The following is a 22,365-nucleotide window of genomic DNA, read 5'->3' on the forward strand; positions in this document are numbered from 1 at the left end:
CTCATAAATGGCAAAAATTCGCGCAGACGGATATCGCGATCAACAATTGGACAGACAGGCCGGAGCACCATGAACGACGAAAGCCAGAAAGAGAAACTCAGGCAGCATTTCGCCCGCCGTGTCACCACCCAGGCCCGGGTGGTGCTTGATACCTGGCAGAAAATCCGCGACGACCGCAGTCAGGCGCCAGCCCACCGGGACGATCTGACTGCCGCAGCCGACAAACTCGTTCGTTATGCCCGGCGTTTCGAGATGGACAGCCACGCGGCTGCCGGCGAGTTGATCCTGTCCCTGTTGACGGACTGGCATCAGGACACCCCCCTGGACGATGCCAAAGCCAAGGCACTGGAAGATGCCACCGAGAATCTGCGCCTGTCCACCCAGCGGCGCACCGACCAGGACACCTCCAGCGCCCCCCAGCAGTATCGTCGCACGCCAGTTTATATTGCCCTGTCGAACGAAGAGATGGCCTCACGACTGATCCGGCAACTGGAATTTTTCGGTTTTCGCGCTTCCGCCTTTAGTGCATCAGCAGACCTGATTGAGGCCTGTGCGCTCAGCAAACCGGAAACTATCCTGATGGATGTAAGCTTCGGCGGCAGAGATAATGACGGCATTGCGACCGTGGAACAGTTACAGGAGCAACACGACACTCCGATCCCCATCATTTTCGTCAGCGACGAGGACGGCAGCATCGAAACCCGGCTGCGCGCCTCGCGCTGCGGCGGGGAGGAGTTCTTCTACCCGGCGGTGGACCCCGGCCAACTGATAGAAAAGATCGAAACCTATACCCACGGCAACACTGTCGAGCCCTACAAGGTGCTGGTCCTGGACGATTCCCGGGCCCAGGCCAAATACATGGAAACGGTATTGAAAAAGGCGGGAATGACCGCTCACATCATCACCGACCCGATGCAAATCATTCATGCCCTGGAGGAGTTCTCGCCGGAAATCATCATCCTGGACATGTACATGCCCGGCTGCACCGGCATGGAGATTGCCCGTGTCATCCGCCAGCAGGATCGTTTCCACAGTGTTCCCATCATTTACCTGTCGGCGGAAGAGGACGTCAGCAAACAGCTGCACGCCATGAGCCTGGGTGGTGACGACTTCCTGACCAAGCCCATCGATCCCAAGCACCTGATTGCGACCCTGCACAACCGGGGTCGGCGAGCCCGCTCACTGCTGGCACTGATGATCCGCGACAGCCTGACCGGCCTGTTCAATCACACCCACACCCTGCATCTGCTGGAGCAGGAAATCGTGCGTGCGCGCCAGAAAGATCAGCCCATGTGCTTTGCCATGATCGATATCGACTTCTTCAAGAAGGTAAACGACACCTTTGGCCACCCGATTGGCGACCGGATTCTGCGCAGCCTGTCCATGTTCCTAAAGCAACGTCTGCGCAAGACCGATCATATTGGCCGCTACGGTGGAGAAGAGTTCGCCATCATCCTGCCGAACACCCGCCCGGGCGATGCCCGCAATGTCCTCAACGAAATTCGTGAGCGCTTCTCCGAGCTGACCCAGCAGGCCGGCGACCGGGAATTCAATGTCACCTTCAGTTGCGGTATTGCCGACTGGCAGGGTGAAACCGCCCAGGCCCTGTGCGAGCGTGCAGACCGCGCCCTGTATACGTCCAAGGAGCACGGCCGCAACTGCGTGACCCTGGCCGAGACCTGACCTTCCGGGCCGGGCAATCGCCCGGCCCATGAAACCAATGTCGAATACCGACATTCACCGCCATGATCAACAATGATTGTCATCAACGAAATGTCATCGCGTGACAGCAGGTTGCTGTGTAACCTTTTCAGAGCAATGGACAACCGGCAGGATTGTCAAAAAGTGTTGATCTGGGGATAACAAGCACGCACCATTGGGGTAACGTGCCGTCATCTTCGGCGATCCTGTTAAAAAACCATCAAGGCAGACAGAACCATGTCGACCATTCTTGTGCTCCACGGCCCGAACCTGAATATGCTCGGAACCCGAGAGCCCGAGGTCTATGGCCACGAGACCCTGGCCGATATAGACGACCGCTTGCGCAGCAAGGCGGCTGAGAAAGGCCATCATCTGTTACACCTGCAGTCAAACGCGGAATATGAATTGATAGAAAGAGTGCACGAAGCCAGGGCTGAAGGGGTGGATTTCATCATCATCAATCCCGCCGCCTTCACCCACACCAGCGTGGCCCTTCGGGATGCCATGCTGGCGTCGGGCATTCCCTTTATTGAAGTGCATCTTTCAAACGTGCATGCGCGGGAACCTTTCCGCCATCACTCTTATTTTTCAGATATCGCCGAAGGCGTTATCTGCGGGCTGGGCAGCCAGGGCTACGATCTCGCCCTGAAGGCGGCCCTGCAACGAATTCACCGATAGAACACAGAAACGGGACTGGAACAGTTATGGATATTCGCAAAATCAAGAAACTCATTGAGCTCCTTGAGGAATCAGACGTCGAAGAACTGGAGATCCAGGAAGGCGACGATTCGGTTCGCATTTCCCGCCGTCGCGAGCCCGCCGCCGGTGGACATTACGTCAGCCATTACGCGGCACCAGCCCCCCAGGCCGCTGCCCCGGCTCCGGCACCCGCGGCTGATGCCGCCCCGGCTGCGGAATCCTCGGCTCCGGCAGCCCCCTCTGGCCACGCCGTGAAATCCCCGATGGTTGGCACCTTCTACCGTGCGCCGTCCCCCACCGCCAGCTCCTTTGTTGAAGTGGGCCAGAAAGTAAACGTGGGTGACGTGATCTGTATCGTTGAAGCCATGAAGATGATGAACCAGATCGAAGCCGACAAGGCCGGTACCGTTACCGAAATCCTGGTCGAAAATGGCCAGCCGGTTGAGTTTGACCAGCCCCTGGTCGTCATTTCCTGAATTCGGTGATTGCTAACCATGGCCATGTTAGAAAAAGTTCTGATCGCAAACCGCGGTGAAATCGCCCTGCGTATTCTCCGCGCGTGCAAGGAGCTGGGCATCAAAACCGTTGCGGTACACTCCCAGGTAGACCGCGACCTGATGCACGTTCGCCTTGCCGACGAATCTGTCTGCATTGGCCCAAACAGTGCCACAGACAGCTACCTCAATATCCCGACCATCATCAGCGCCGCTGAAGTGACCGATTCGGTGGGTATCCACCCCGGTTACGGTTTCCTGGCCGAGAATGCCGACTTCGCTGAGCAGGTCGAGAAAAGCGGTTTCCGCTTTATCGGCCCCCGTGCAGAGACCATCCGCCTGATGGGTAACAAGGTGTCCGCCATCGAAGCCATGAAAAAGGCCGGCGTACCCACAGTTCCCGGCTCCGACGGCCCGCTGACGGACGACGACGAACGCACCCTCAAGCTGGCGAAGCAGATTGGCTACCCGGTGATGATCAAGGCGGCCTCTGGTGGTGGTGGCCGAGGCATGCAGGTGGTGCACTCTGAAGCCGCCCTGCTGAAAGCAGTACAGATCACCCAGAGCGAAGCCAAGAATGCCTTCGGCGATCCCACCGTGTATCTGGAGAAGTTCCTGGAAACCCCACGCCACGTGGAAGTCCAGGTTCTGGCCGACATGCACGGCAACGTCATCCATCTGGGTGACCGGGACTGCTCTATGCAGCGCCGCAACCAGAAGGTCATTGAAGAAGCGCCGGCGCCAAACATCAACCAGGAATCCCGCGAGCGAACGCTCAAGGCCTGCGTGGATGCCTGCAAGGAAATCGGCTACGTCGGCGCCGGCACCTTCGAATTCCTGTATCAGGACGGCGAGTTCTACTTCATTGAAATGAACACGCGGGTACAGGTTGAGCATCCGGTCTCTGAGATGGTCACTGGCGTGGACATTGTGCGCGAGCAGCTGCGTATTGCCAGCGGTCTGCCACTGCAATACAGCCAGGACCAGATCCACATTTCCGGCCATGCCATTGAATGCCGGATCAACGCCGAAGACCCGAAAACCTTCGTGCCCAGCCCTGGCAAGATCAGTCATTTCCACGCTCCTGGCGGCAACGGCATCCGCGTGGATTCCCACCTTTACAGCGGCTACACCGTACCGCCGTATTACGATTCCCTGGTGGCCAAACTGATTACCTGGGGCGACGACCGGGAGATCGCCCGCCGGCGCATGAAGAATGCGCTGGACGAAATGCTGGTCGAGGGCATCAAGACCAACCAACCCCTGCATCGAAAACTGGTACGCGATGGTGGCTTTAAACAGGTAGACTTCACCATCCACTACCTTGAGAAACTGATGCGGGATTAACCATGCCCTGGATACAACTCCAGATTCCAGCTGATCCGGACACTGCGGATCAGCTGGAAGATCTGTTAATGGAAATGGGCGCCGATGCCGTTTCCATGGAAGACGCCGCCGACCAGCCGCTGTACGAGCCCGACCCGGGCACCACCCCCCTCTGGAGCCAGACCACCGTCACTGGCCTGTTCCAGTCTGATCGCAATATCGAACAGTTACTGGCGGAGATTCGCGACGCCTGGCACCAGCAGACCCAACAGTCTTTGGCCGACATTGACGTTACCCTGGTGGAAGACAAGGACTGGGAGCGGGCCTGGATGGACGACTTCCACCCGCTGCAGTTCGGTGAACGCCTGTGGATTGTGCCCAGCTGGCACGAGGCGCCAGATCCGGACGCCGCCAACCTGTTGCTCGACCCCGGCCTGGCTTTCGGCACCGGCACCCACCCGACCACCGCGCTGTGCCTGGAATGGCTTGACGGCCAGGATGTCGCGGGCAAGCAAGTGACCGACTACGGTTGTGGCTCCGGCATTCTGGGCCTGGCCGCCCTGTTACTGGGGGCAGAACATGTCGTTGGCGTGGATACCGATCCCCAAGCCCTGGAAGCCAGCCGTGACAACGCCCGCCGGAATGGCGTTGAAGATAACCGCCTGGATTTGTACCTGCCCGGCAACGATCCGGACACCCGAGCCGATATCATGTTGGCCAATATCCTTGCCCAGCCGCTGATCGGCCTGGCACCGAGACTGGCCGAACTGACCAGGCCCGGCGGGGATCTGGTACTGTCCGGCATCCTGTTCAATCAGGCCCGTGACGTGATGGAAGCCTATGAGCCCTGGTTCATCATGGACGAACCGGAACAGAAGGAAGACTGGATACGCCTCACAGGACGGCGCAAGGACGGATGACGACACAGGCGTTTATGTCTAAACTGCCTCCATCGTAGTGATCGACCAGAGATCGAGCTTTCAGGAACGAAGCATGACCCAGAGCAGCCTGCAGACCCAATGCCCCAACTGTGAGACCCGTTTCCGGGTAACAGACGAACAGCTGAGCGTCGCCAGGGGCAAGGTACGCTGCGGGAACTGCATGAAGATTTTCAATGCGGTCGAACACCAGGTGGTCTCTGGCAAAGATAATGCCGGGGCCCGCCCGTCGCCCTCATCATCTGGCTCTGAAACCGGAGCACCCAGGCCCGGCCGGTTCGACGATGAAGAGGAACTGATCTTTGCGGACAACCCCGAGGAAGATGCCACCGAAGGCCGCTATGCCGGCAGCAAACTGACGTTCTCAGATGATGAGCTCAGCGACAGCTTCCGCAATTTCGACGAGCCCGAGGAATCCGGCTTCAGCGACGACGGCCTGACGCCGGAAAACCAGAATATCGACGAGAGCTGGGCCGAAGCCATGCTCAACGACGACGAGCCCGCGAAGCCATCGGCTCAGCCAGAATCAGCGAAGCCTCAGCGCCCTGCCCCGGCGCAGCCCGAACCGGAACAGGCATCGCCTCAGACGTCCCCTGCTGCCGAAACACGGCCGGAGCCGCTTCGCCGTGAGGACAGCGAGTCCGATGAAACAACCCTACCCGCCAAGGAGACCTCTTCAGCGGAGCCGTCCACGGAACCGGATATCACGGACCTCAGCCTGGCGGATGACGATCGCGTGGGCGACCCGATTGTCAGCCGTACCCGCAAGCAAGCGGCGCCAGACACCCTCTACCATGACCTGCGACGGGATCCTGTATCCGTCGGTAACGGCGGAGGCCGGCTCAGAACCGTATTCTGGGCACTGGCGGTGCTGTCCCTGTTGGGCGTACTGATTGCCCAGGTTACCTGGTACCAGTTTGACCGGCTTTCTGCCATCCCCCAGCTCCGACCGTTCTACGAGAAGGGCTGCGAGATTGCCGGATGCGAACTCAAACCCCTGGTGAATGTCGAGGCTATCCAGAGCCGTAAACTGGTGGTGCGTACCGACCCGGAGAACCGGGATCAACTCATTGTCGATGCCGTGATTCTCAACCGCGCCGGCTTTGAGCAGCCGTTCCCGGCGATAGCTCTGACCTTCTCCAACCTCAATGGCGATGTGGTGGCCCAAAGCACCTTTACGCCAGAAGAGTACCTGGCCGGTGAGGCCGCAGAACTTGCCAGCATGCCGGTAGAGACGCCGGTGCGGATCGCCATCCGGATACGCGACCCCGGACGGGATGCCGTCAACTACAACCTGAGCTTTCGTCCCTGGGCGCCTTGATGCGAATCAATAGCCTTCGGGTCGACAGTTGACAGCGCAAAAGTCAACCAGAAAGCGCGAAAAATAATCAATTTTTTAACGCTTTCGCCCCTTCAATCAGCTTGCCCCCGGCGGTATCATTACCGCCCTTCGGAGACCGGAGCGGTCAGAAATTGAACAACCGCTCCAGCCGAATTTTGCTTAACCCGCTGTGACACGGACTCAGATCATGCTACCAACGGCAAAAATCGGGCCGTACACCCTGCCCAACCCGCTGATTGTTGCACCCATGGCCGGTGTAACCGATCGCCCTTTCCGGCTTTTATGCCGACGAATGGGGGCCGGGCTGGCGGTATCGGAAATGGTCATAGCGGACAGCAAGCTCTGGCATACGCGTAAATCCCGGACTCGCCTGAATCACGAAGGCGAACCGGAACCCAGATCGGTCCAGATCGCCGGCGGCGACCCCGAGATGCTGGCCGATGCAGCCCGGCAAAACGCTGAATTCGGTGCTCAGATCATCGACATCAACATGGGGTGTCCGGCCAAGAAAGTCTGCAACAAGGCCGCCGGTTCGGCCCTGATGAAAGACGAGAAGCTGGTGCGGGAAATTCTGGAAGCCGTGGTGAAGGCGGTGGATGTGCCGGTGACCCTGAAAATGCGAACCGGCTGGGACAGAGACAACCGCAATGCTCCAGTCATCGCCAGGATGGCGGAAGATGCCGGCATTCAGGCTCTGGCCGTACACGGCCGTACCCGCGCAGACAAGTACAACGGCGACGCGGAGTACGACACCATCGCAGAGGTCAAGGCCAGCGTTGGCATACCGGTGTTCGCCAACGGCGACATTACCACGCCGGAGAAGGCCCGGCAGGTACTCAGCCATACCGGTGCCGACGGCTTGCTGATTGGCCGGGGTGCCCAGGGCCGGCCCTGGATTTTCCGGGAGATTCTTCATTATCTGGAAACCGGAGAACACCTGCCCCAACCGCCCATGGATGAAGTAGAGCGCATTCTGGCCGGGCACCTGGAAGAACTGCACCGTTTCTACGGCGAATTGATGGGCGTGCGTATCGCCAGAAAACACGTGGGCTGGTATCTGCAGTCCCATGATGACAGCAAACAGTTCCGACAACGCTTCAACGCCATCGATGATGCGCTGGAGCAGAAAGACAGCATCGCACAGTATTTTGCAGGCTTACGAAATGGAGAGGTATTCGCAGCATGACCGCTGAGACTTTGGCAAATCAATCCCTAAGCACCCCGGCCAACGATGATCTGCATCAGTTGCACACGGTAAACCACAGCGGCAACAGCGTCACCTTGCGTGACAGCGTAGAAGTAGCCCTAAAGAACTACTTTGAGCAACTCGATGGCGCGCCGGTTACCGACGTGTACCAACTGGTACTGTCAGAAGTGGAAGCCCCGCTGCTGGAGCAGGTGATGAAATACACCCGCAACAACCAGACCAAGGCCTCCACCATGCTCGGGCTGAATCGCGGCACCCTGCGCAAGAAACTCAAGCAATACGGTCTGCTATAATCAGACCTGACCCCACAAGGGCCTCCCGGATGCGTTCGCGAGGCCCTTGTTATTTGCACCCAGGCTTACAATCCGGCTTATCTGACCAGCGAAGAAAGTGACCCATGGCAAACCAGGCAAACACCCCCGTCCGTCGCGCCCTGATCAGCGTGAGTGATAAAACCGGCATCGTCGATTTCGGCCGTGCCCTCACCGAACGCGGCGTCGAGCTGCTCTCCACCGGCGGAACCTTCCGCCTGCTCAAGGAAAACAACGTACCGGTCACCGAAGTGTCCGATTACACCGGTTTCCCGGAAATGATGGATGGCCGGGTCAAAACCCTGCACCCGAAAATCCACGGCGGCATTCTGGGCCGGCGTGGCACCGACGATGCCATCATGGCCGAGCACGGAATCAATCCCATCGACATGGTGGTGGTGAACCTGTACCCGTTCGAGGACACCGTGGCCAACCCGGACTGCGACCTGGCCACAGCCATTGAAAACATCGACATTGGCGGCCCCACCATGGTTCGTGCCGCCGCCAAGAACCACAACGATGTTGCCATTGTCGTGAACGCCTCCGACTACAACCGCGTTCTGAAAGAACTGGCGGACAACGACGGCGAGCTGACCTACAGCACCCGCTTCGACCTGGCCGTGAAGGCCTTCGAGCACACCGCCGGCTACGACGGTGCTATTGCCAACTATCTGGGCGGGCGTACCCCGGATAACGACAACGCCGACTTCCCCCGCACCTTCAATGCCCAGTTCGTGAAAGTTCAGGATATGCGCTATGGGGAAAACCCGCATCAGCGCGCTGCCTTCTACGCCGAGCGCCACCCGAAGGAAGCCTGTGTCGCCACCGCCAAACAGCTTCAGGGCAAGGAACTGAGCTACAACAACGTAGCCGACACCGATGCGGCGCTGGAGTGCGTCAAACCCTTCGCCGACCCGGCCTGCGTCATCGTCAAGCACGCCAATCCCTGTGGCGTGGCCATCGGTGCCGACATACTGCAGGCCTACGACCTGGCCTTTGCCACCGACCCGACGTCGGCCTTTGGCGGCATCATCGCCTTCAACCGTGAACTGGATGCGGCGACCGCCAAGGCCATTGTGGATCGCCAGTTCGTGGAAGTGATTATCGCCCCGAGCGTTGCGCCGGAAGCGGTCGAGATTGTTGCCGCCAAGAAGAACGTACGCCTGCTGGCCTGCGGCGAATTCGACGGTGAACGCGCCCAGACCATGGACTACAAGCGCGTCACCGGCGGCCTGCTGGTGCAGGATCGCGACCTGGGCATGGTGGCCATGGAAGACGTGAAAGTGGTTACCGAGCGCCAGCCCACCGAACAGGAACTGAACGACCTGCTGTTCGCCTGGGAAGTGGCCAAGTACGTTAAATCCAACGCTATTGTCTATGCCAAAGCCGGCCGCACCATCGGCGTCGGCGCCGGCCAGATGAGCCGCGTCTACAGCGCCAAGATTGCAGGCATCAAAGCCGCCGACGAAAACCTGGAAGTGAAGGGTTCCGTCATGGCGTCGGATGCATTCTTCCCGTTCCGTGACGGCATCGACGCCGCGGCCGAAGCCGGCATTACCGCCGTGATTCAGCCCGGCGGCTCCATGCGCGACCAGGAAGTGATCGATGCCGCCAACGAGCATGGCATTGCCATGGTCTTCACCGGCATGCGCCATTTCCGTCACTGATCGAAGAACTCAGGAGTAACACATGAACATTCTGGTTATTGGCAGTGGCGGACGTGAGCACGCCCTGGCGTGGAAAGCCGCCCAGTCACCGCATGCGGATAAAGTGTTTGTCGCACCGGGTAACGCCGGCACCGCCCGGGAACCGAATCTGGAAAACGTCGACCTGGACGTGATGGACCTGGACGGCCTGGCCAACTTCGCCGAGCAGAACAACGTCGGCCTGACCATCGTTGGCCCGGAAGCCCCGCTGGTGGCCGGCGTGGTGGACAAATTTGAAGCCCGCGGCCTGCGCATCTTCGGTCCCAGCGCTGGCGCCGCCCAGCTGGAAGGCTCCAAGGCCTTCACCAAGGACTTCCTGGCCCGCCAGAAGATTCCCACCGCCGACTACGCCAATTTCACCGATGTCGACGAGGCCCTCGCCTACGTGCGTGAAAAAGGCGCACCCATCGTGGTCAAAGCCGACGGCCTGGCCGCCGGTAAAGGTGTAATCGTCGCCATGACCCTGGCAGAAGCCGAAGATGCCATCCGCGACATGCTCGCAGGCAACGCCTTTGGCGATGCCGGCAGCCGCGTGGTGGTGGAAGAGTTTCTGGACGGCGAAGAAGCCTCCTTCATCGTGATGGTCGACGGCAAGAACGTACTGGCCATGGCCACGTCCCAGGACCACAAGCGCGTAGGCGACGGCGACACCGGCCCCAACACCGGTGGCATGGGAGCTTATTCTCCCGCCCCGGTGGTCACTGCCGATGTGCACCAGCGGATCATGGACGAGGTGATCTATCCCACGGTCAACGGCATGGCGGCGGAAGGCCATCCGTACAAGGGTTTCCTGTACGCCGGCCTGATGATCGATACCAGCGGTGCACCCAAGGTCATTGAGTTCAACTGCCGCTTTGGCGATCCGGAAACCCAGCCGATCATGCTGCGCATGAAGTCCGACCTGGTGGAACTGTGCCAGGCCGCCGTGGATGGCAAGCTGGACGCGTGCGATTCCGAGTGGGATGAACGCGCCTCTGTCGGCATCGTACTCGCTGCCGGTGGCTATCCCGCCAGCTACGACAAGGGCGATGTCATCTCCGGCCTGCCGGACGGTGAAACAGAAGGTGAGAAGGTCTTCCACGCCGGCACCAAACTCAACGGCGACGACGTAGTCACTGCCGGGGGCCGCGTGCTCTGCGCTACCGCTCTGGGTAACACCGTCACCGAAGCCCAGCAACGGGCCTATGAGCTGGCAAAGAAAATCAGCTGGAACGGCATGTTCTACCGCAACGACATTGCCTACCGGGCCATTGCCCGGGAGCAGAGCTGAGGCTCCGGCTCGTCGAGTAACAGCGTCAGCCCGGTCATTGACCGGGCTTTTTTATGGGTTAGTGTTGGCATTCAATAATAGTCATAACGAAAAGGAGTTCCCTGTGCGCCGTACTCACCTGAAGCTGTTCCTGCTGCTGATCGTTACCCTGCTGGTCAGCGCCTGCTCCCGCCAGAGCATCTACGAAAACGCCATAGACTGGGAACGCTCAAGCGCCGGCCTGAAGGCCGCACAGGTCACCGTTGGCGATCTGGACATTGCCTATCTTCGCAGTGAAGAACCGGTCGATGGCGACACTCTGGTTCTGATCCACGGCTTCGGCGCCAACAAGGATAACTGGACCCGTCTGGCCAAAGAGTTCCAGGGTGAGTTCAACATCTATGCCCTCGATCTGCCAGGCCATGGCGACAGCAGTAAACCCCTGGACATCGGCTACCGTTTTGAGGATCAGGTAGATTACGTCCACCAGATACTGAAGGAACTCGGGGTGGAACGCTTCCACATGATGGGCAACTCCATGGGCGGTGCCATCACTGCCCTCTACGCTGCCACCCATCCAGAACAGGTTCACACAGCCGTACTGTTCGACCCCGCCGGTATCTTCGAATATGAAAGTGAGCTGGTGGACCTGGTCATGGATGGCGACAACCCGCTCATCCCGAAACGGGAAGGCGATTTCGACCGCCTGCTGGACTTCGCTCTGGAAAAACGCCCTTTCGTGCCCTGGCCGATCTTTGACGTGATGGAAGAAAAGGCCATCGCCAACCGGGAAGTCAACGAAGTCATTTTCCGGGCCATCCGAGACACCGGCTTCGAGCCGGATTTCCGCAACGCCATCACCAACATCCAGGCGCCGGTTCTGGTGGTCTGGGGCAAACTCGACCGGGTAATTGACTATCGCAATGCCGATGTCTTTGTTGAGGCTATCCCGAACGCGCGCAAGGCCATTCTCGATGATATCGGCCACGCGCCGATGGTGGAGGCGCCGGAGGAATCGGCAGCCCTGTTCCGGGACTTTCTTGCCGACCGGCAGCCCTGAAACCAATCGCCACTACAGCTAGGCCCGAAAAAAAGGTAGGCTTCAGAGCTTTGGATTCCGTCGTCAGAAGATTCGCCCATGCCTGAAGCCATCTGGATAAGTTTTGCCTTTGTTATCGGCCTTCTCGTCAAGGGAATCGGTTTGCCTCCGCTGGTTGGCTATCTGGCCGCCGGCTTTGTGCTCAGCGGCCTCAGCGCAACTACCAGCATCACTGCAGAGCCCACCGATGTACTGGCCCACATTGCTCATCTTGGCGTTTTGCTGCTCTTGTTTACAGTCGGCCTGAAGCTGAAGCTACGCTCCATTGTCAGCCCGGAAGTCATCGGCGGCAGTCTGCTCCACTTTGCGATTACCTGTGTGGTTTTTGCCCCCGGCCTCTACCTGCTTTTTGACCTGGACTGGACAACGGCCCTGATGCTGGCGATCGCCCTGTCCTTTTCCAGCACCGTACTGGCCGCCAAGGTACTGGAAAGCAAACGGGAACTCAGAGCCTTCCACGGCCGGGTCGCTATTGGCATATTGATCATGCAGGATCTGATTGCACTGGTGGTGATGAGTCTCGCGGCCGGCAAAACACCCTCAGAATGGGCCGTCATTGTCTTCGGCCTTCCGTTGCTCCGGCCGCTGCTCTACAGGCTGCTGGATGCCAGCGGGCACGACGAACTGCTGGTACTGCTCGGGCTTCTGCTGGCCCTGGTGGTTGGTGGCCTTGGGTTTGAGGCCGTGGGTCTGAGTTCGGAATTGGGTGCATTGGTGTTCGGTGCCATGCTGGCCAACCATCCCCGTTCCCAGGAACTGGCCAAGTCCCTTTGGAGCGTGAAAGAAATCTTCCTGGTCGGTTTTTTCCTGCAGATCGGCATTGACGGCCTGCCAGACCAGCAGGCTCTGATCTTTGCGGCAGTAGCAGCCTTGCTCTTGCCACTCAAAGGCATCCTGTTCTACTTCCTGCTGCTGGCTTTCCGCCTGCGGGCTCGCAGTAGCTTCCTCACCTCGCTGTCACTCACAAACTACAGTGAATTCGGGCTCATTGTCGCCAGTGTTGCCCTGCCAGAATGGCTGGTTCCGCTGGCGATATCGGTTTCCCTGTCGTTTGTATTTTCGGCGCCGCTCAACCGGTTTTCCCACAGTATTTACGAGCATGTTGCCCACAAGCTGGTTCGTTTCGAGAGTCAGAAACGTCATCCTGATGAGCAACCTATCTCGCTGGGTACTACACGGGTTCTGGTGATGGGCATGGGGCGAACAGGCACTGCGGCTTACGATTGGCTTGCGCCCCATGAAACGCGAATCATGGGGATCGACTCAGACCCTGCCAAAACCGAGAAACACCAGAAAGATGGGCGCAATGTCGTCTTTGCAGACGCCGAAGACACCACCTTTTGGGAAGGTCTGCACATGCCGGAACTCAACTCGGTGGTACTGGCAATGAGTGACATCGAAGGCAAGCTTATCGCCGCGCGGATGCTGCGCAAGCTCGGCTTCGAGGGCTATATCGTGGCGCACACCATGTATGCCGATGAAGCCGTAAAAATTCGCGAAGCCGGCGCCAATGATGCCTACCTCACGATGAGTGAGACCGGCGTGGCCCTGGCAAGTCACCTTATGGACAAATCAGGAATTCAGGCGGCGCAGGTGCGGAACCCGGTGTAAACATCACTGCGAAACGGCAGATACGCCTGCCGGTAGGTGCCACGGATCAGGTTGGATGAGGTGGCACAGCTGCCGCCCTTGGTGACTTTGTGCGTGGCAAACTGCAGGGTCGACATGAACGGGTACATATCCACCTTGAAGCCGTCATAGGGCAGGAACTCGTTGCTGGTCCATTCCCACACCGAACCCACCATCTGCCGGCAGCCAAACAGGCTATCGCCGGCCGGGTAATCCGACACCGGGTTGCGAGCCATGGTCCGGGCATCCATATCCGCCCGCACAGCATCCGGTGACTCATTACCCCACGGAAAACGCCTGAACGGCTCACCGGGTTTATTGCCCAGCGCCGCCACTTCCCATTCATACTCGGTCGGCAACCGCCGCCCGGCCCAGGTACAGAAGGCTTCCGCCTCCCAGTAGCTGACATGGTTAACCGGGGCGTCTGGCTGCAACGGCAGCCAGCGATCAAACACCCGCTCCTGCCACTGTCGGTCATGCCAGCGCCAATACAGCGGATGCCGGGGCAACCGCATCATTGGCTCGTTTACCCCATGGTCCAGACTGACGTCCTGCTCGGTCTCCAGCCACTTGCGGCCGCCGAACGACCAGAGTTCGGGACGCCTGTAACCATTATCGTCTACAAACGCCTGGAATTCCCGGTTGCTCACCAGCGTGCGACTGATGGCAAACGCCGGCAGCTCGACCTCAAAACGGGGCTTCTCGGCATCAAAGGCAAAGTCTTCGGTCGCGTACTGTTGCGACTCACCGGGCATGCCAATAACCCAGCGACCGGCCGGGATCTGAGCATCACCGCTGATCGACTCGCCCGGAGCAGGCCGATCACCTTTGTAATCCAAAGGCGCCGGGTAGCCGACTGTCTGCCGACACCAGATGAGCGACTCGATGTGCATGTTCTGGTGGTAGATGGCGTAGCGGTACAGGTACAGCTCCCGGTCGGTGAGCCCCCGGGACTGAATCCGCTCCGCGACCCGGTCGTAGATGGTATTGAAATACTGAAGCGTGGCCTCCCGGCCGGGAAACAGATCACGGCGCCAGCGATCCTTGTGATCGACATGGAATGAATCCCAAAGGTCATCCATGGAGGGATCGCAGCTCGGTGTTCCGTCCAACAGGTTGAAGACAAAGACCTCGTAGAAAAACGCTGAGTGGCCCATTTCCCAGAGTGGCGGATTCACACCCGGATGATACGGGACCTCGAGTTTGTCTTCCGGTAACGACACAATCAGGCTCTCGGTGCGGACGCGAGCCTGTTCCAGTTCATCCAGAAGCTCTTTTTTGTTCATGGTTAGACCTTATCTCTCTCAGCCTGAAACCTCGGTGCAGGAGCAAGTTCCGAGAGGCTTTCCAAAAAGCGCTCCTGCCGGCACATCCATGTGTCGCTTATGTTCCGCCATCCATGGCTCCACAAATTTTTGGAAAGCCTCTCGGAACTTGTTCTTCATACGCCTTAGATAGACGAGAGTATCAAACAAAAAACCGCCGCCGGTAGTCACCGACGACGGTTATCTCTTTATTACGACGATAGCCTGCCCCGATTCAGCTCACTCGCAAGTGGCAAGCAGGGCGCAAAAACTGCGATCAGGCGGCTTTGCGTTTGCGCCGCCAGTCCGCCAGGTCTTCGATCAGCTTGTAGAACAAGGGCACGAAGAACAGGGCCAGGGTACTGGCCACCAGCATGCCGCCAACCACCACAGTACCGATTTCCTGCCGGCTCACGGCACCCGCGCCGGTACTGAATGCCAGCGGCAGGGAACCCACGATGAACGTCAGCGCGGTCATCATGATCGCCCGGAAGCGCTGGCGGGCTGCGGTGCTGGCGGCCTCGAACGAACTCATGCCCGTTTGCCGGTTCTGGGCGGCGAACTCAACGATCAGAATCGCGTTTTTCGCCGCCAGGCCAATCAGCACCAGCAACCCTACCTGGAAGTAGATGTCGTTGGGGAAGCCACGCAACAGCGAGGCCAGTGCCGCCCCGAATACCCCGAAGGGCACCGCGGTAGCCACTGCCACCGGCAGACCCCAGCGCTCGTATTGGGCGGCGAGGATCAGAAACACCAGTAGCAGCCCCATGCCAAAGGCGAGCGTGCCGGAGTCCGCAGAGTCCTGCAGCTGATAGGCTTCACCGGTCCAACCCAGCAACGTGTTTCGGTCAAACTGCTGATTGGCAACTTCCTGCAGCGCGGTCAGGGCTTCGCCCGTGGTGTGGCCCGGCGTCGGGTCCGCAAGCAGTTTGGCCGCGGGGTAGACGTTAAAGCGGTTCAGGATGTCCGGTCCGCTCACCCGCTCCAGCTCCACGAGTGAGCTCAGGGGAATCATCTCTCCGTAGGAGGAACGCACAAACACCTTGCGCAGGTCATCCGGGTGGCTTCGGAATTCGCCTTCAGACTGCAGTGTCACCTGCCAGTTTCGCCCCTGCAGGGTAAAGTCGTTTACATACAGGCCGCCAAACGTGCTCTGCATGGTGGTGAAAATCTGATCCACCGGCACACCTGCCGCCTGGGCCTTTTCCCGGTCAACAATCGCCTGATAGCGGGGAATACCGGTATCCAGGGTCACCCGGACGTTGGTCAGTTCCGGGCGCTGGTTGGCAGCCTGAGTGAACCGGTCCGCCATCGCCTTGATCTCGGCTGGTGTGCGGCCACCACGGGCCTGGATGTAACCTTCCACACCGCCGGTGGTCGACAGCCCCTGGATCGGTGGCGGGGTAAAGGCAATGACAAAGGCTTCGGGCATACCAAACCCGATACCCATAATCTTGTTGGCAATGTCGGCCGCGCCCTGGCCTTCGCCTTCTCGCTCAGCCCAGTCCTCCAGCGTTACGAACGCGACACCGCTGTTGGTGCGCAAGGCACTGGAAATAATGTCAAAACCGGCAAAGGCGACCACGTCTTTCACCTCAGGCAGCTGCAGCATGTTCTGCGCCAGCTCGTCCCGGGTGCCTTCGGTGCGGCTGAGGGAAGAGGTGGCCGGTAATGAATAAGCCGTCAGCACAAAGCCCTGGTCCTCCTGGGGGACCAGCCCGGACGGCATCTTGTTGAGCAGGAAAACGGTGCCACCGATCATGGCTGCGAACAGCAGTACGCCGATCACGGCGTGGCGCAGTAGCCAGTCCACAACCGCCGAAAAACCGTTGGTGACCTTGTCGAAACCGGCATCGAACCAGCGGAATACGGTGAGCTGTTTGCCTTCATGGCCGAGCAACAGGGCGCACATGGCAGGCGTCAGCGTCAGGGCGACGACACCGGAGATCACCACAGATACCGCAATGGTGATAGCAAACTGCCGATAGAGTTCACCACTGAGCCCACCTAGGAACGCAACCGGTGCAAACACCGCCACCAGCACCAGCGTGGACGCCACCACGGCCCCGGATACCTGGCTAACCGTCGTCACGGCGGCATTGTAAGGCGACATGCCCTCTTCCTTGATCAGCCGTTCTGCGTTTTCCATGATGATAATGGCGTTATCCACCACTACACCGATGGCCAGTATCAAGCCAAACAGGGTCAGCAGGTTGACCGAGAACCCCATGGCCTGCATGCCGGCAAAGGTGCCCACCAGGGACACCGGAATGGCGATCAACGGAATCAGCGTGGCGTTGAAATGCTGCAGGAACAGGAAGGTCACCACAACCACCAGCAGCACCGCCACGATGAAGGTGGAGATCACCTCCTGAATGGAGATATCAATGAAGCGGGTGGTGTCGTAGGGTACATTGTATTCGAGGCCTTCCGGGAAACGGTCGGCAATTTCCTTCATGGCTTCGTTCACCGCTTCCGCAGCATCCAGCGCATTGGCGCCCGGCTGCAGATACACACCCATCGGCACCGTGGCTCCGCCGTTATAGATGGCGGCGAAATCATAGTTCTGTGCGCCCAGCTCTATCCGTGCCACATCTTTCAGGCGCAACGACGCGCCCTGATCATCACTGCGAAGAATCACTTCGCCAAATTCTTCCGGGCTGGTGAGCCGGCCCGGAGCGGACACGCTGAAGGTGAACGCCTGGCCTTCCGGCGCCGGCTCTGCCCCGATCCGGCCAGCGGCAAACTGGGCATTCTGGGCCCGCAACGCTCCGGCCACATCCGCCGGTGTCAGCTCGAACTGGGCCAGTTTGTCCGGGCGCAGCCAGACACGCATGGAGTAATCCTGGGCGCCAAACAGCGAGGCGTCCCCGATGCCGGGCAGGCGCACCAGCTCATCCAGCACGTTCAGCAGTGCGTAGTTGGAAATCTCCACCACATCCATGGAGTTGTCCGGTGAGGACAGGGTAATCACCTGCAGGATTGAGGTGGAACGGGATTCCACCTTCAGACCCTGGTCCCGGACGGTCTGAGGCAACCGGGCCAAAGCCTGCTGCACACGGTTGTTGACGTTGATCGTAGCCTGGTCCGGATCGGTGCCGATTTCAAACGACACCGTCACTCGAAAACTGCCGGAGTCAGTGGCACTGGATTCCATGTAGATCATGTCGTCCACGCCGTTGATTTCCTGCTCAAGCGGCGCCACCACCGAATCGGAAATCACATCGGCACTGGCTCCCGGGAAGCGGCCGTCCACCACCACCTGAGGCGGCACCACGTTGGGGTACTGTTCTACCGGCAAACCCAGCAGGGCCAGCGCTCCACCAAGGGTAATGATGATCGAGATAACCGAGGCGAAGATCGGCCGGTCGATGAATGTTCGCAGCATCAGTTGGCCTCCTCCGGGCTATCCGGATTGGTGACGTTAACGGCGGCGCCATCACGGAGGTTCACCAGACCACTGACAATATAACGATCGCCCGCATCCAGGCCGCTCAGGAGGATCTGCCGGCCATCACTCACCGGCCCAAGCTCCACCTCCCGGATCCGGGCTTTGCTGTCGTCATCAACCACATAGACCACAGGGCCATTCTGCCCCTGGGTTACCGCCCTCTCAGGCACGGTTATCACATCGTCAAAACTCTGCAGTTCCACCCGCACCCGGACAAACTGCCCCGGTACAATCACTTGCTCCGGATTCGGGAACACAGCTCGGGCGGACACCGTGCCGGTGCGGGGGTCGAGGGTAGAAGCGGTAAAGTCGATGCGTCCATCCAGGTCGTATTCGCTGCCGTCCGCCAGAACCAGGCGCGCCGAGACATTCTGTTCCTGATCTGCCCGTACCATGCCCTCACGGGCAGCACGGCGAATGTTGGCGTCGTTTTCCGGAAGCGCAAAGCGAACGTGAACGGGGTCGAGCTGAACAATGGTGGTCAGCAGGGTGCCGGTATCGATCAGGCTACCCTCCGGAAAATCCTCCAGACTGGTCACGCCGCTGATTGGCGCCGTGACATCGGTGTAGCCGAGATCCAGTTCAGCCTGGGCCACGCCGGCATTGGCCACCGCCAGGTTGGCCCGGGCCAGTTCCAGTGCAGACTGGGCTGAATCCCGCTCCCGTTCACTGACGGCGTTACGCTCAAACAAGGAGGAAATACGTTTCCATTCCCGCTCCGCTTGCTGAACATCCGCCTCGGCAACATGGCGCTGGGCCCGGGCTCTCTGCAATGCCGCCGCTGCAGGCTTGCGATCTATGCGGAACAAGGCATCACCTTCCCGCACCATCTGCCCTTCTTCGTATAGCCGCTGTTCCAGAATGCCACTGATGCGAGCCCGGACTTCCACCTCCCGGGCACCCCGGGCACGGCCGGCGTAATCCTGCCTCACCGTGACATCGGCCAGCGTCGCCTGTTGCACCACAACCGCCGCCGGAGGCATGCCGCCCGCGCCGGCCTGCTGGCCCTCACCATCCTGACCGCTGCACCCCGTTAGCATCAGCAGTGTCGACAAACCAGCAAAAAGCAGTCCCTTGCGGGCGTTAGGGCGATGAGACATTTCAACGGGCATGGCGCGCTCTCCTGAACACCGAAACAGATCGTGTCATCAATTATGTAAATGTGTCCGGGCCAGCCAGCCCGGAGTGGCAATCGGTAAGATCAGGCAAGATACATTCATCCATGTATGTATGTAAACTGTCTTCAGGTATACTTACGTAGTTCCCACAAGCGGTTCATACCCTGACGGGCCGGGACAAAGCCGGCGCAACACACCACCGGAAGACTTCATCATGGCGAGAAAGACAAAAGCCGAGGCGGAAGCCACCCGCGAATCCCTGCTCGATGCCGCCGAGAGCATGTTCATGGAGAAAGGCGTTGCCCGGGCATCGCTGGAAGAAATTGCCCGTACCGCCGGTGTAACCCGGGGCGCGGTCTACTGGCACTTCCGCAACAAGCAGGACATCCTGGATGCCATGCTGGAGCGGGTTCGCGCGCCCCTCGGCGAAATGCTCGATGAAGCCGCCATCAGCCAGGACAGCCTGACCAACCTGAAGCATCTCTGCGTTATCGCTCTCAGCAAGCTGGCCGAAGACGAACAGTACTTCCGGGTGTACTACATCCTCTTCCACCGCAACGAATCTGATCAGGCGCTGAACAAACACCGGGAGCTTGCGGAAGAGGGAATTGCCTTTGTGACCGACATTTTCCGCAGTCCTGAAAACGCGAAAAAACTGCGTCCGGGCCTGAGCCCGGAACTGGCGGGCTATCTGGTGCATACCCAGATGCTGGGACTATTTTTCGACTGGCTGGCCAAACCTGAGCGCCTTCCGCTGGCCGAGGTTGCACCGATACTGGTGGAAACCGTTTTCAGTGGTCTGCTGGGTGAGCCGGAAGCCTGAGCTCCAGTCAGCCCCATACCCAGAGAATAACCGGCACCGCCGTGGCGGTGACCACCACAGACAGTGGCAACCCCAGGCGCCAATAATCGCCGAACCGGTAACCCGCGGGTTCCATGACCAGCGCATTGGATTGATGCCCTATCGGGGTCAGAAACGCGCAGGATGCGCCAATGGCGACGGCCATCAGCGTTGCGTCCGAAGACAGCCCCAATTGACCAGCAACGCCCAGGGCAATAGGTGCGACCAGAATGGCCGCCGCGGCATTGTTCACCACATTGGATAACAACATGGTGCCAATCAGAATAATCGACAGCACCAGCCAGGGCGCCTGTCCCTCACCGATGGCCAGAATCTGACGGGCGATAAGATCGGCGCCGCCGGTGGTCTCCAGGGCCTGCCCCACCGGAATCATCGCCGCCAGCAATACCACCACCGACCAGTCGATGGCCTTGTAGGCATCACTGGCTTCCAGCAGTCCGGCCAGCACCATGGCGACCGCACACGCCACCAGCGCAACGGGAGGCGTCACCCAGCCGGCGACAATAACGAGGATGGCAACGGCAAACAGCCCACCGGCCAGTCCGAGGCGTTTCTCCCGGCCAAACGCCAGCCCCCGCTCAGCCAGCGGCAGACAGCCCAGCGTCCTCAGATTAGCCGGAAGCGTCTCCTCGAAGCCCTGCACCAGCAGGATATCACCGGAACGAAAACGGATATCCGCCAGCCGCTGTTTGAGACGGTGGCCCTGCCGGGCGACGGCCACGACGTTGACACTGTAGCGCTCCCGAAGATTCAGACGGTTTGCGGTACGGCCGACCAGCTGTGAACCGGGAGTCACAACCGCCTCGATCAAGCGGGCATCGCCAGCAACCAGCTCATCCTCCGCCTGTTGCCGACGCCCTTTGCCTCCGGTGCCATCCTTCTCTACTTCCTCGTTCGGCGCGCCCGAAGCCAACGTCAGACCGGTGATCTCCAGAAACTCGCCCAGACTCTCAGTATCGGCTTCCACCAGCAGGACATCATTTTCACGCAGAATGGTAAAGGTTGAGGGTGCCGGCGTTGTTTTGTCATCGCGGATCAACGACAAGACCACCAGATTGTTCTGGCTGTCTCCGGCCGTCAGCAGGTTGTGCAGGGTGCTACCGGCATAGTCAGAACCTTCGGTCAGTTTCAGCTCCGTCAGGTAATCGCCCACGCTGAACAGTTTCTCGCCGGCGGCCGGGTCCTCCCGTTTCGGTGTCAGGCGCCAGCCGATCAATCCAATAAAGACGATACCCGCCAGGGTAATTGCCAGCCCCACGGGCGCAAAGTCAAATAGCCCGAAGGTGCCCGCCTCTCGATAGCTGGCGATGATGATGTTAGGCGGGGTACCGATCAGCGTAATGGTGCCGCCCAGTAGCGACCCGAACGCCAGAGGCATGAGCAACAGTGAAGGCGACCGCCCGGCTTCCCGGGACATCCAGATGGCGACCGGCATCAGAAGCGCCAGTGCCCCCACATTGTTGATAAATGCCGAACACACGGCCACCACGAGGGTCAGGGTCAGCACCTGAAGCACGGCATTGTTCCCTGCCCGGGCCAGCAGCCGCGCCACCTCGTCTACCACACCACCGTTAACCAGCCCCTGACTGATAACCAGCACCGCCGCCACCGTAATCACGGCCGGGTGCCCGAAACCGGCGAATACACTGTCAACCGGCACCAGTCCCGCAATGGCAACCGCCAGCAGCGCCAGCATGGCGACAACATCAAACCGCAACCGGTTCCAGATAAACGCTGCCAGGGTGACAAGCAGAACGGAAAATACAATCCATTGATCCGCTACCATGCCCCTCGACTCCCTCCATAACCGTCAATAAGTTTTACAGATCGAGCCCGCGCCAGCTCGGGAACCATTAGCAAGCATCTGTATTAACGGGATTACCCGATTCTGGTGCAAAACCTGCTATCGATCAGCTGAGACATTACCTG

17 protein-coding genes are annotated in these 22,365 nt (G+C 59.6%); 13 read left to right on the plus strand and 4 right to left on the minus strand.

The window, feature by feature from the left end; genetic code table 11:
* Positions 1-69 precede the first annotated feature (69 nt).
* The 12 genes from C7436_RS10010 (at position 70) to C7436_RS10065 (ending at position 13,683) form a co-directional block, all read left to right on the plus strand.
* On the plus strand, positions 70-1,683 hold the full coding sequence (locus tag C7436_RS10010; protein WP_023009589.1) for a diguanylate cyclase: 1,614 nt from the start codon (positions 70-72) through the stop codon (positions 1,681-1,683).
* A gap of 255 nt (positions 1,684-1,938) precedes the next feature.
* A complete protein-coding gene (aroQ, locus tag C7436_RS10015) occupies positions 1,939-2,379 on the plus strand; it encodes a type II 3-dehydroquinate dehydratase (protein WP_011786855.1) in 441 nt (146 codons plus the stop codon).
* A 26-nt stretch (positions 2,380-2,405) separates the two neighbouring features.
* Entirely contained in the window at positions 2,406-2,876 is a 471-nt protein-coding gene (accB, locus tag C7436_RS10020) for an acetyl-CoA carboxylase biotin carboxyl carrier protein (RefSeq protein ID WP_121207727.1), read from the plus strand.
* A 24-nt stretch (positions 2,877-2,900) separates the two neighbouring features.
* Positions 2,901-4,241: an acetyl-CoA carboxylase biotin carboxylase subunit gene (accC, locus tag C7436_RS10025; RefSeq protein ID WP_227499547.1), complete on the plus strand. Its 1,341-nt coding sequence runs from the start codon at positions 2,901-2,903 to the stop codon at positions 4,239-4,241.
* 2 nt (positions 4,242-4,243) lie between these two features.
* Entirely contained in the window at positions 4,244-5,140 is an 897-nt protein-coding gene (prmA, locus tag C7436_RS10030; protein WP_022993098.1) for a 50S ribosomal protein L11 methyltransferase, read from the plus strand.
* Positions 5,141-5,213: 73 nt separating this feature from the next.
* Positions 5,214-6,479 carry a DUF3426 domain-containing protein gene (locus C7436_RS10035; protein WP_121207728.1) on the plus strand — a complete coding sequence of 422 codons (1,266 nt, stop codon included), beginning with the start codon at positions 5,214-5,216 and terminating at the stop codon, positions 6,477-6,479.
* Between the two features lie 208 nt (positions 6,480-6,687).
* A complete protein-coding gene (dusB, locus tag C7436_RS10040; RefSeq protein WP_011786860.1) occupies positions 6,688-7,686 on the plus strand; it encodes a tRNA dihydrouridine synthase DusB in 999 nt (332 codons plus the stop codon).
* A complete protein-coding gene (gene fis, locus C7436_RS10045) occupies positions 7,683-8,000 on the plus strand; it encodes a DNA-binding transcriptional regulator Fis (RefSeq protein WP_011786861.1) in 318 nt (105 codons plus the stop codon). Before dusB ends, fis begins: the two co-directional genes overlap by 4 nt.
* A 104-nt stretch (positions 8,001-8,104) precedes the next feature.
* Positions 8,105-9,685 (plus strand): bifunctional phosphoribosylaminoimidazolecarboxamide formyltransferase/IMP cyclohydrolase, encoded by a 1,581-nt coding sequence (purH, locus tag C7436_RS10050; protein ID WP_014422717.1) that lies wholly within the window; start codon positions 8,105-8,107, stop codon positions 9,683-9,685.
* A 22-nt stretch (positions 9,686-9,707) separates the two neighbouring features.
* Complete coding sequence (purD, locus tag C7436_RS10055) at positions 9,708-10,994, plus strand: phosphoribosylamine--glycine ligase (RefSeq protein WP_022993100.1); 1,287 nt, start codon at positions 9,708-9,710, stop codon at positions 10,992-10,994.
* Positions 10,995-11,097: 103 nt separating this feature from the next.
* Entirely contained in the window at positions 11,098-12,033 is a 936-nt protein-coding gene (locus C7436_RS10060; RefSeq protein WP_022993101.1) for an alpha/beta fold hydrolase, read from the plus strand.
* Positions 12,034-12,111: 78 nt separating this feature from the next.
* Positions 12,112-13,683, plus strand: coding sequence for a cation:proton antiporter family protein (locus C7436_RS10065; RefSeq protein ID WP_023009582.1), 1,572 nt, complete (start codon positions 12,112-12,114; stop codon positions 13,681-13,683).
* On the opposite strand, the gene senA is transcribed toward C7436_RS10065, so the two are convergent.
* The 3 genes from senA to C7436_RS10080 form a co-directional block, all read right to left on the minus strand.
* Positions 13,653-14,987: a selenoneine synthase SenA gene (gene senA / locus C7436_RS10070; protein ID WP_121207729.1), complete on the minus strand. Its 1,335-nt coding sequence runs from the start codon at positions 14,985-14,987 to the stop codon at positions 13,653-13,655. The two genes, C7436_RS10065 and senA, sit on opposite strands and share 31 nt — an antisense overlap.
* Positions 14,988-15,282: 295 nt before the next feature.
* Positions 15,283-18,393, minus strand: coding sequence for an efflux RND transporter permease subunit (locus C7436_RS10075; RefSeq protein WP_121207730.1), 3,111 nt, complete (start codon positions 18,391-18,393; stop codon positions 15,283-15,285).
* Entirely contained in the window at positions 18,393-19,568 is a 1,176-nt protein-coding gene (locus C7436_RS10080) for an efflux RND transporter periplasmic adaptor subunit (RefSeq protein ID WP_121207731.1), read from the minus strand. Before C7436_RS10080 ends, C7436_RS10075 begins: the two co-directional genes overlap by 1 nt.
* 220 nt (positions 19,569-19,788) lie before the next feature.
* Between C7436_RS10080 and C7436_RS10085 the strand changes: the two genes are divergently transcribed.
* Entirely contained in the window at positions 19,789-20,397 is a 609-nt protein-coding gene (locus tag C7436_RS10085) for a TetR family transcriptional regulator (RefSeq protein ID WP_014422725.1), read from the plus strand.
* 7 nt (positions 20,398-20,404) lie between these two features.
* Here C7436_RS10085 and C7436_RS10090 read toward each other — a convergent pair whose 3' ends face one another.
* The gene (locus C7436_RS10090) at positions 20,405-22,222 is read right to left on the minus strand and encodes an SLC13 family permease (protein ID WP_121207732.1); all 1,818 of its coding nucleotides are present in this window, start codon (positions 22,220-22,222) and stop codon (positions 20,405-20,407) included.
* Between the last annotated feature and the right edge of the window lie 143 nt (positions 22,223-22,365).

It is taken from the genome of Marinobacter nauticus, from assembly GCF_003634635.1.
Lineage (GTDB): Bacteria > Pseudomonadota > Gammaproteobacteria > Pseudomonadales > Oleiphilaceae > Marinobacter > Marinobacter nauticus.

Excerpts from the sequence above, each read along its gene's own strand:
- C7436_RS10010 (WP_023009589.1), top strand. The coding sequence starts at position 70 with ATGAACGACGAAAGCCAGAAAGAGAAACTCAGGCAGCATTTCGCCCGC.
- accC (WP_227499547.1), top strand. The coding sequence starts at position 2,901 with ATGTTAGAAAAAGTTCTGATCGCAAACCGCGGTGAAATCGCCCTGCGT.
- dusB (WP_011786860.1), top strand. The coding sequence starts at position 6,688 with ATGCTACCAACGGCAAAAATCGGGCCGTACACCCTGCCCAACCCGCTG.
- C7436_RS10035 (WP_121207728.1), top strand. The coding sequence starts at position 5,214 with ATGACCCAGAGCAGCCTGCAGACCCAATGCCCCAACTGTGAGACCCGT.
- accB (WP_121207727.1), top strand. The coding sequence starts at position 2,406 with ATGGATATTCGCAAAATCAAGAAACTCATTGAGCTCCTTGAGGAATCA.
- C7436_RS10075 (WP_121207730.1), bottom strand. The coding sequence starts at position 18,393 with ATGCTGCGAACATTCATCGACCGGCCGATCTTCGCCTCGGTTATCTCG.
- C7436_RS10080 (WP_121207731.1), bottom strand. The coding sequence starts at position 19,568 with ATGCCCGTTGAAATGTCTCATCGCCCTAACGCCCGCAAGGGACTGCTT.
- purD (WP_022993100.1), top strand. The coding sequence starts at position 9,708 with ATGAACATTCTGGTTATTGGCAGTGGCGGACGTGAGCACGCCCTGGCG.
- C7436_RS10065 (WP_023009582.1), top strand. The coding sequence starts at position 12,112 with ATGCCTGAAGCCATCTGGATAAGTTTTGCCTTTGTTATCGGCCTTCTC.
- C7436_RS10090 (WP_121207732.1), bottom strand. The coding sequence starts at position 22,222 with ATGGTAGCGGATCAATGGATTGTATTTTCCGTTCTGCTTGTCACCCTG.
- aroQ (WP_011786855.1), top strand. The coding sequence starts at position 1,939 with ATGTCGACCATTCTTGTGCTCCACGGCCCGAACCTGAATATGCTCGGA.
- senA (WP_121207729.1), bottom strand. The coding sequence starts at position 14,987 with ATGAACAAAAAAGAGCTTCTGGATGAACTGGAACAGGCTCGCGTCCGC.
- C7436_RS10085 (WP_014422725.1), top strand. The coding sequence starts at position 19,789 with ATGGCGAGAAAGACAAAAGCCGAGGCGGAAGCCACCCGCGAATCCCTG.
- prmA (WP_022993098.1), top strand. The coding sequence starts at position 4,244 with ATGCCCTGGATACAACTCCAGATTCCAGCTGATCCGGACACTGCGGAT.
- fis (WP_011786861.1), top strand. The coding sequence starts at position 7,683 with ATGACCGCTGAGACTTTGGCAAATCAATCCCTAAGCACCCCGGCCAAC.
- purH (WP_014422717.1), top strand. The coding sequence starts at position 8,105 with ATGGCAAACCAGGCAAACACCCCCGTCCGTCGCGCCCTGATCAGCGTG.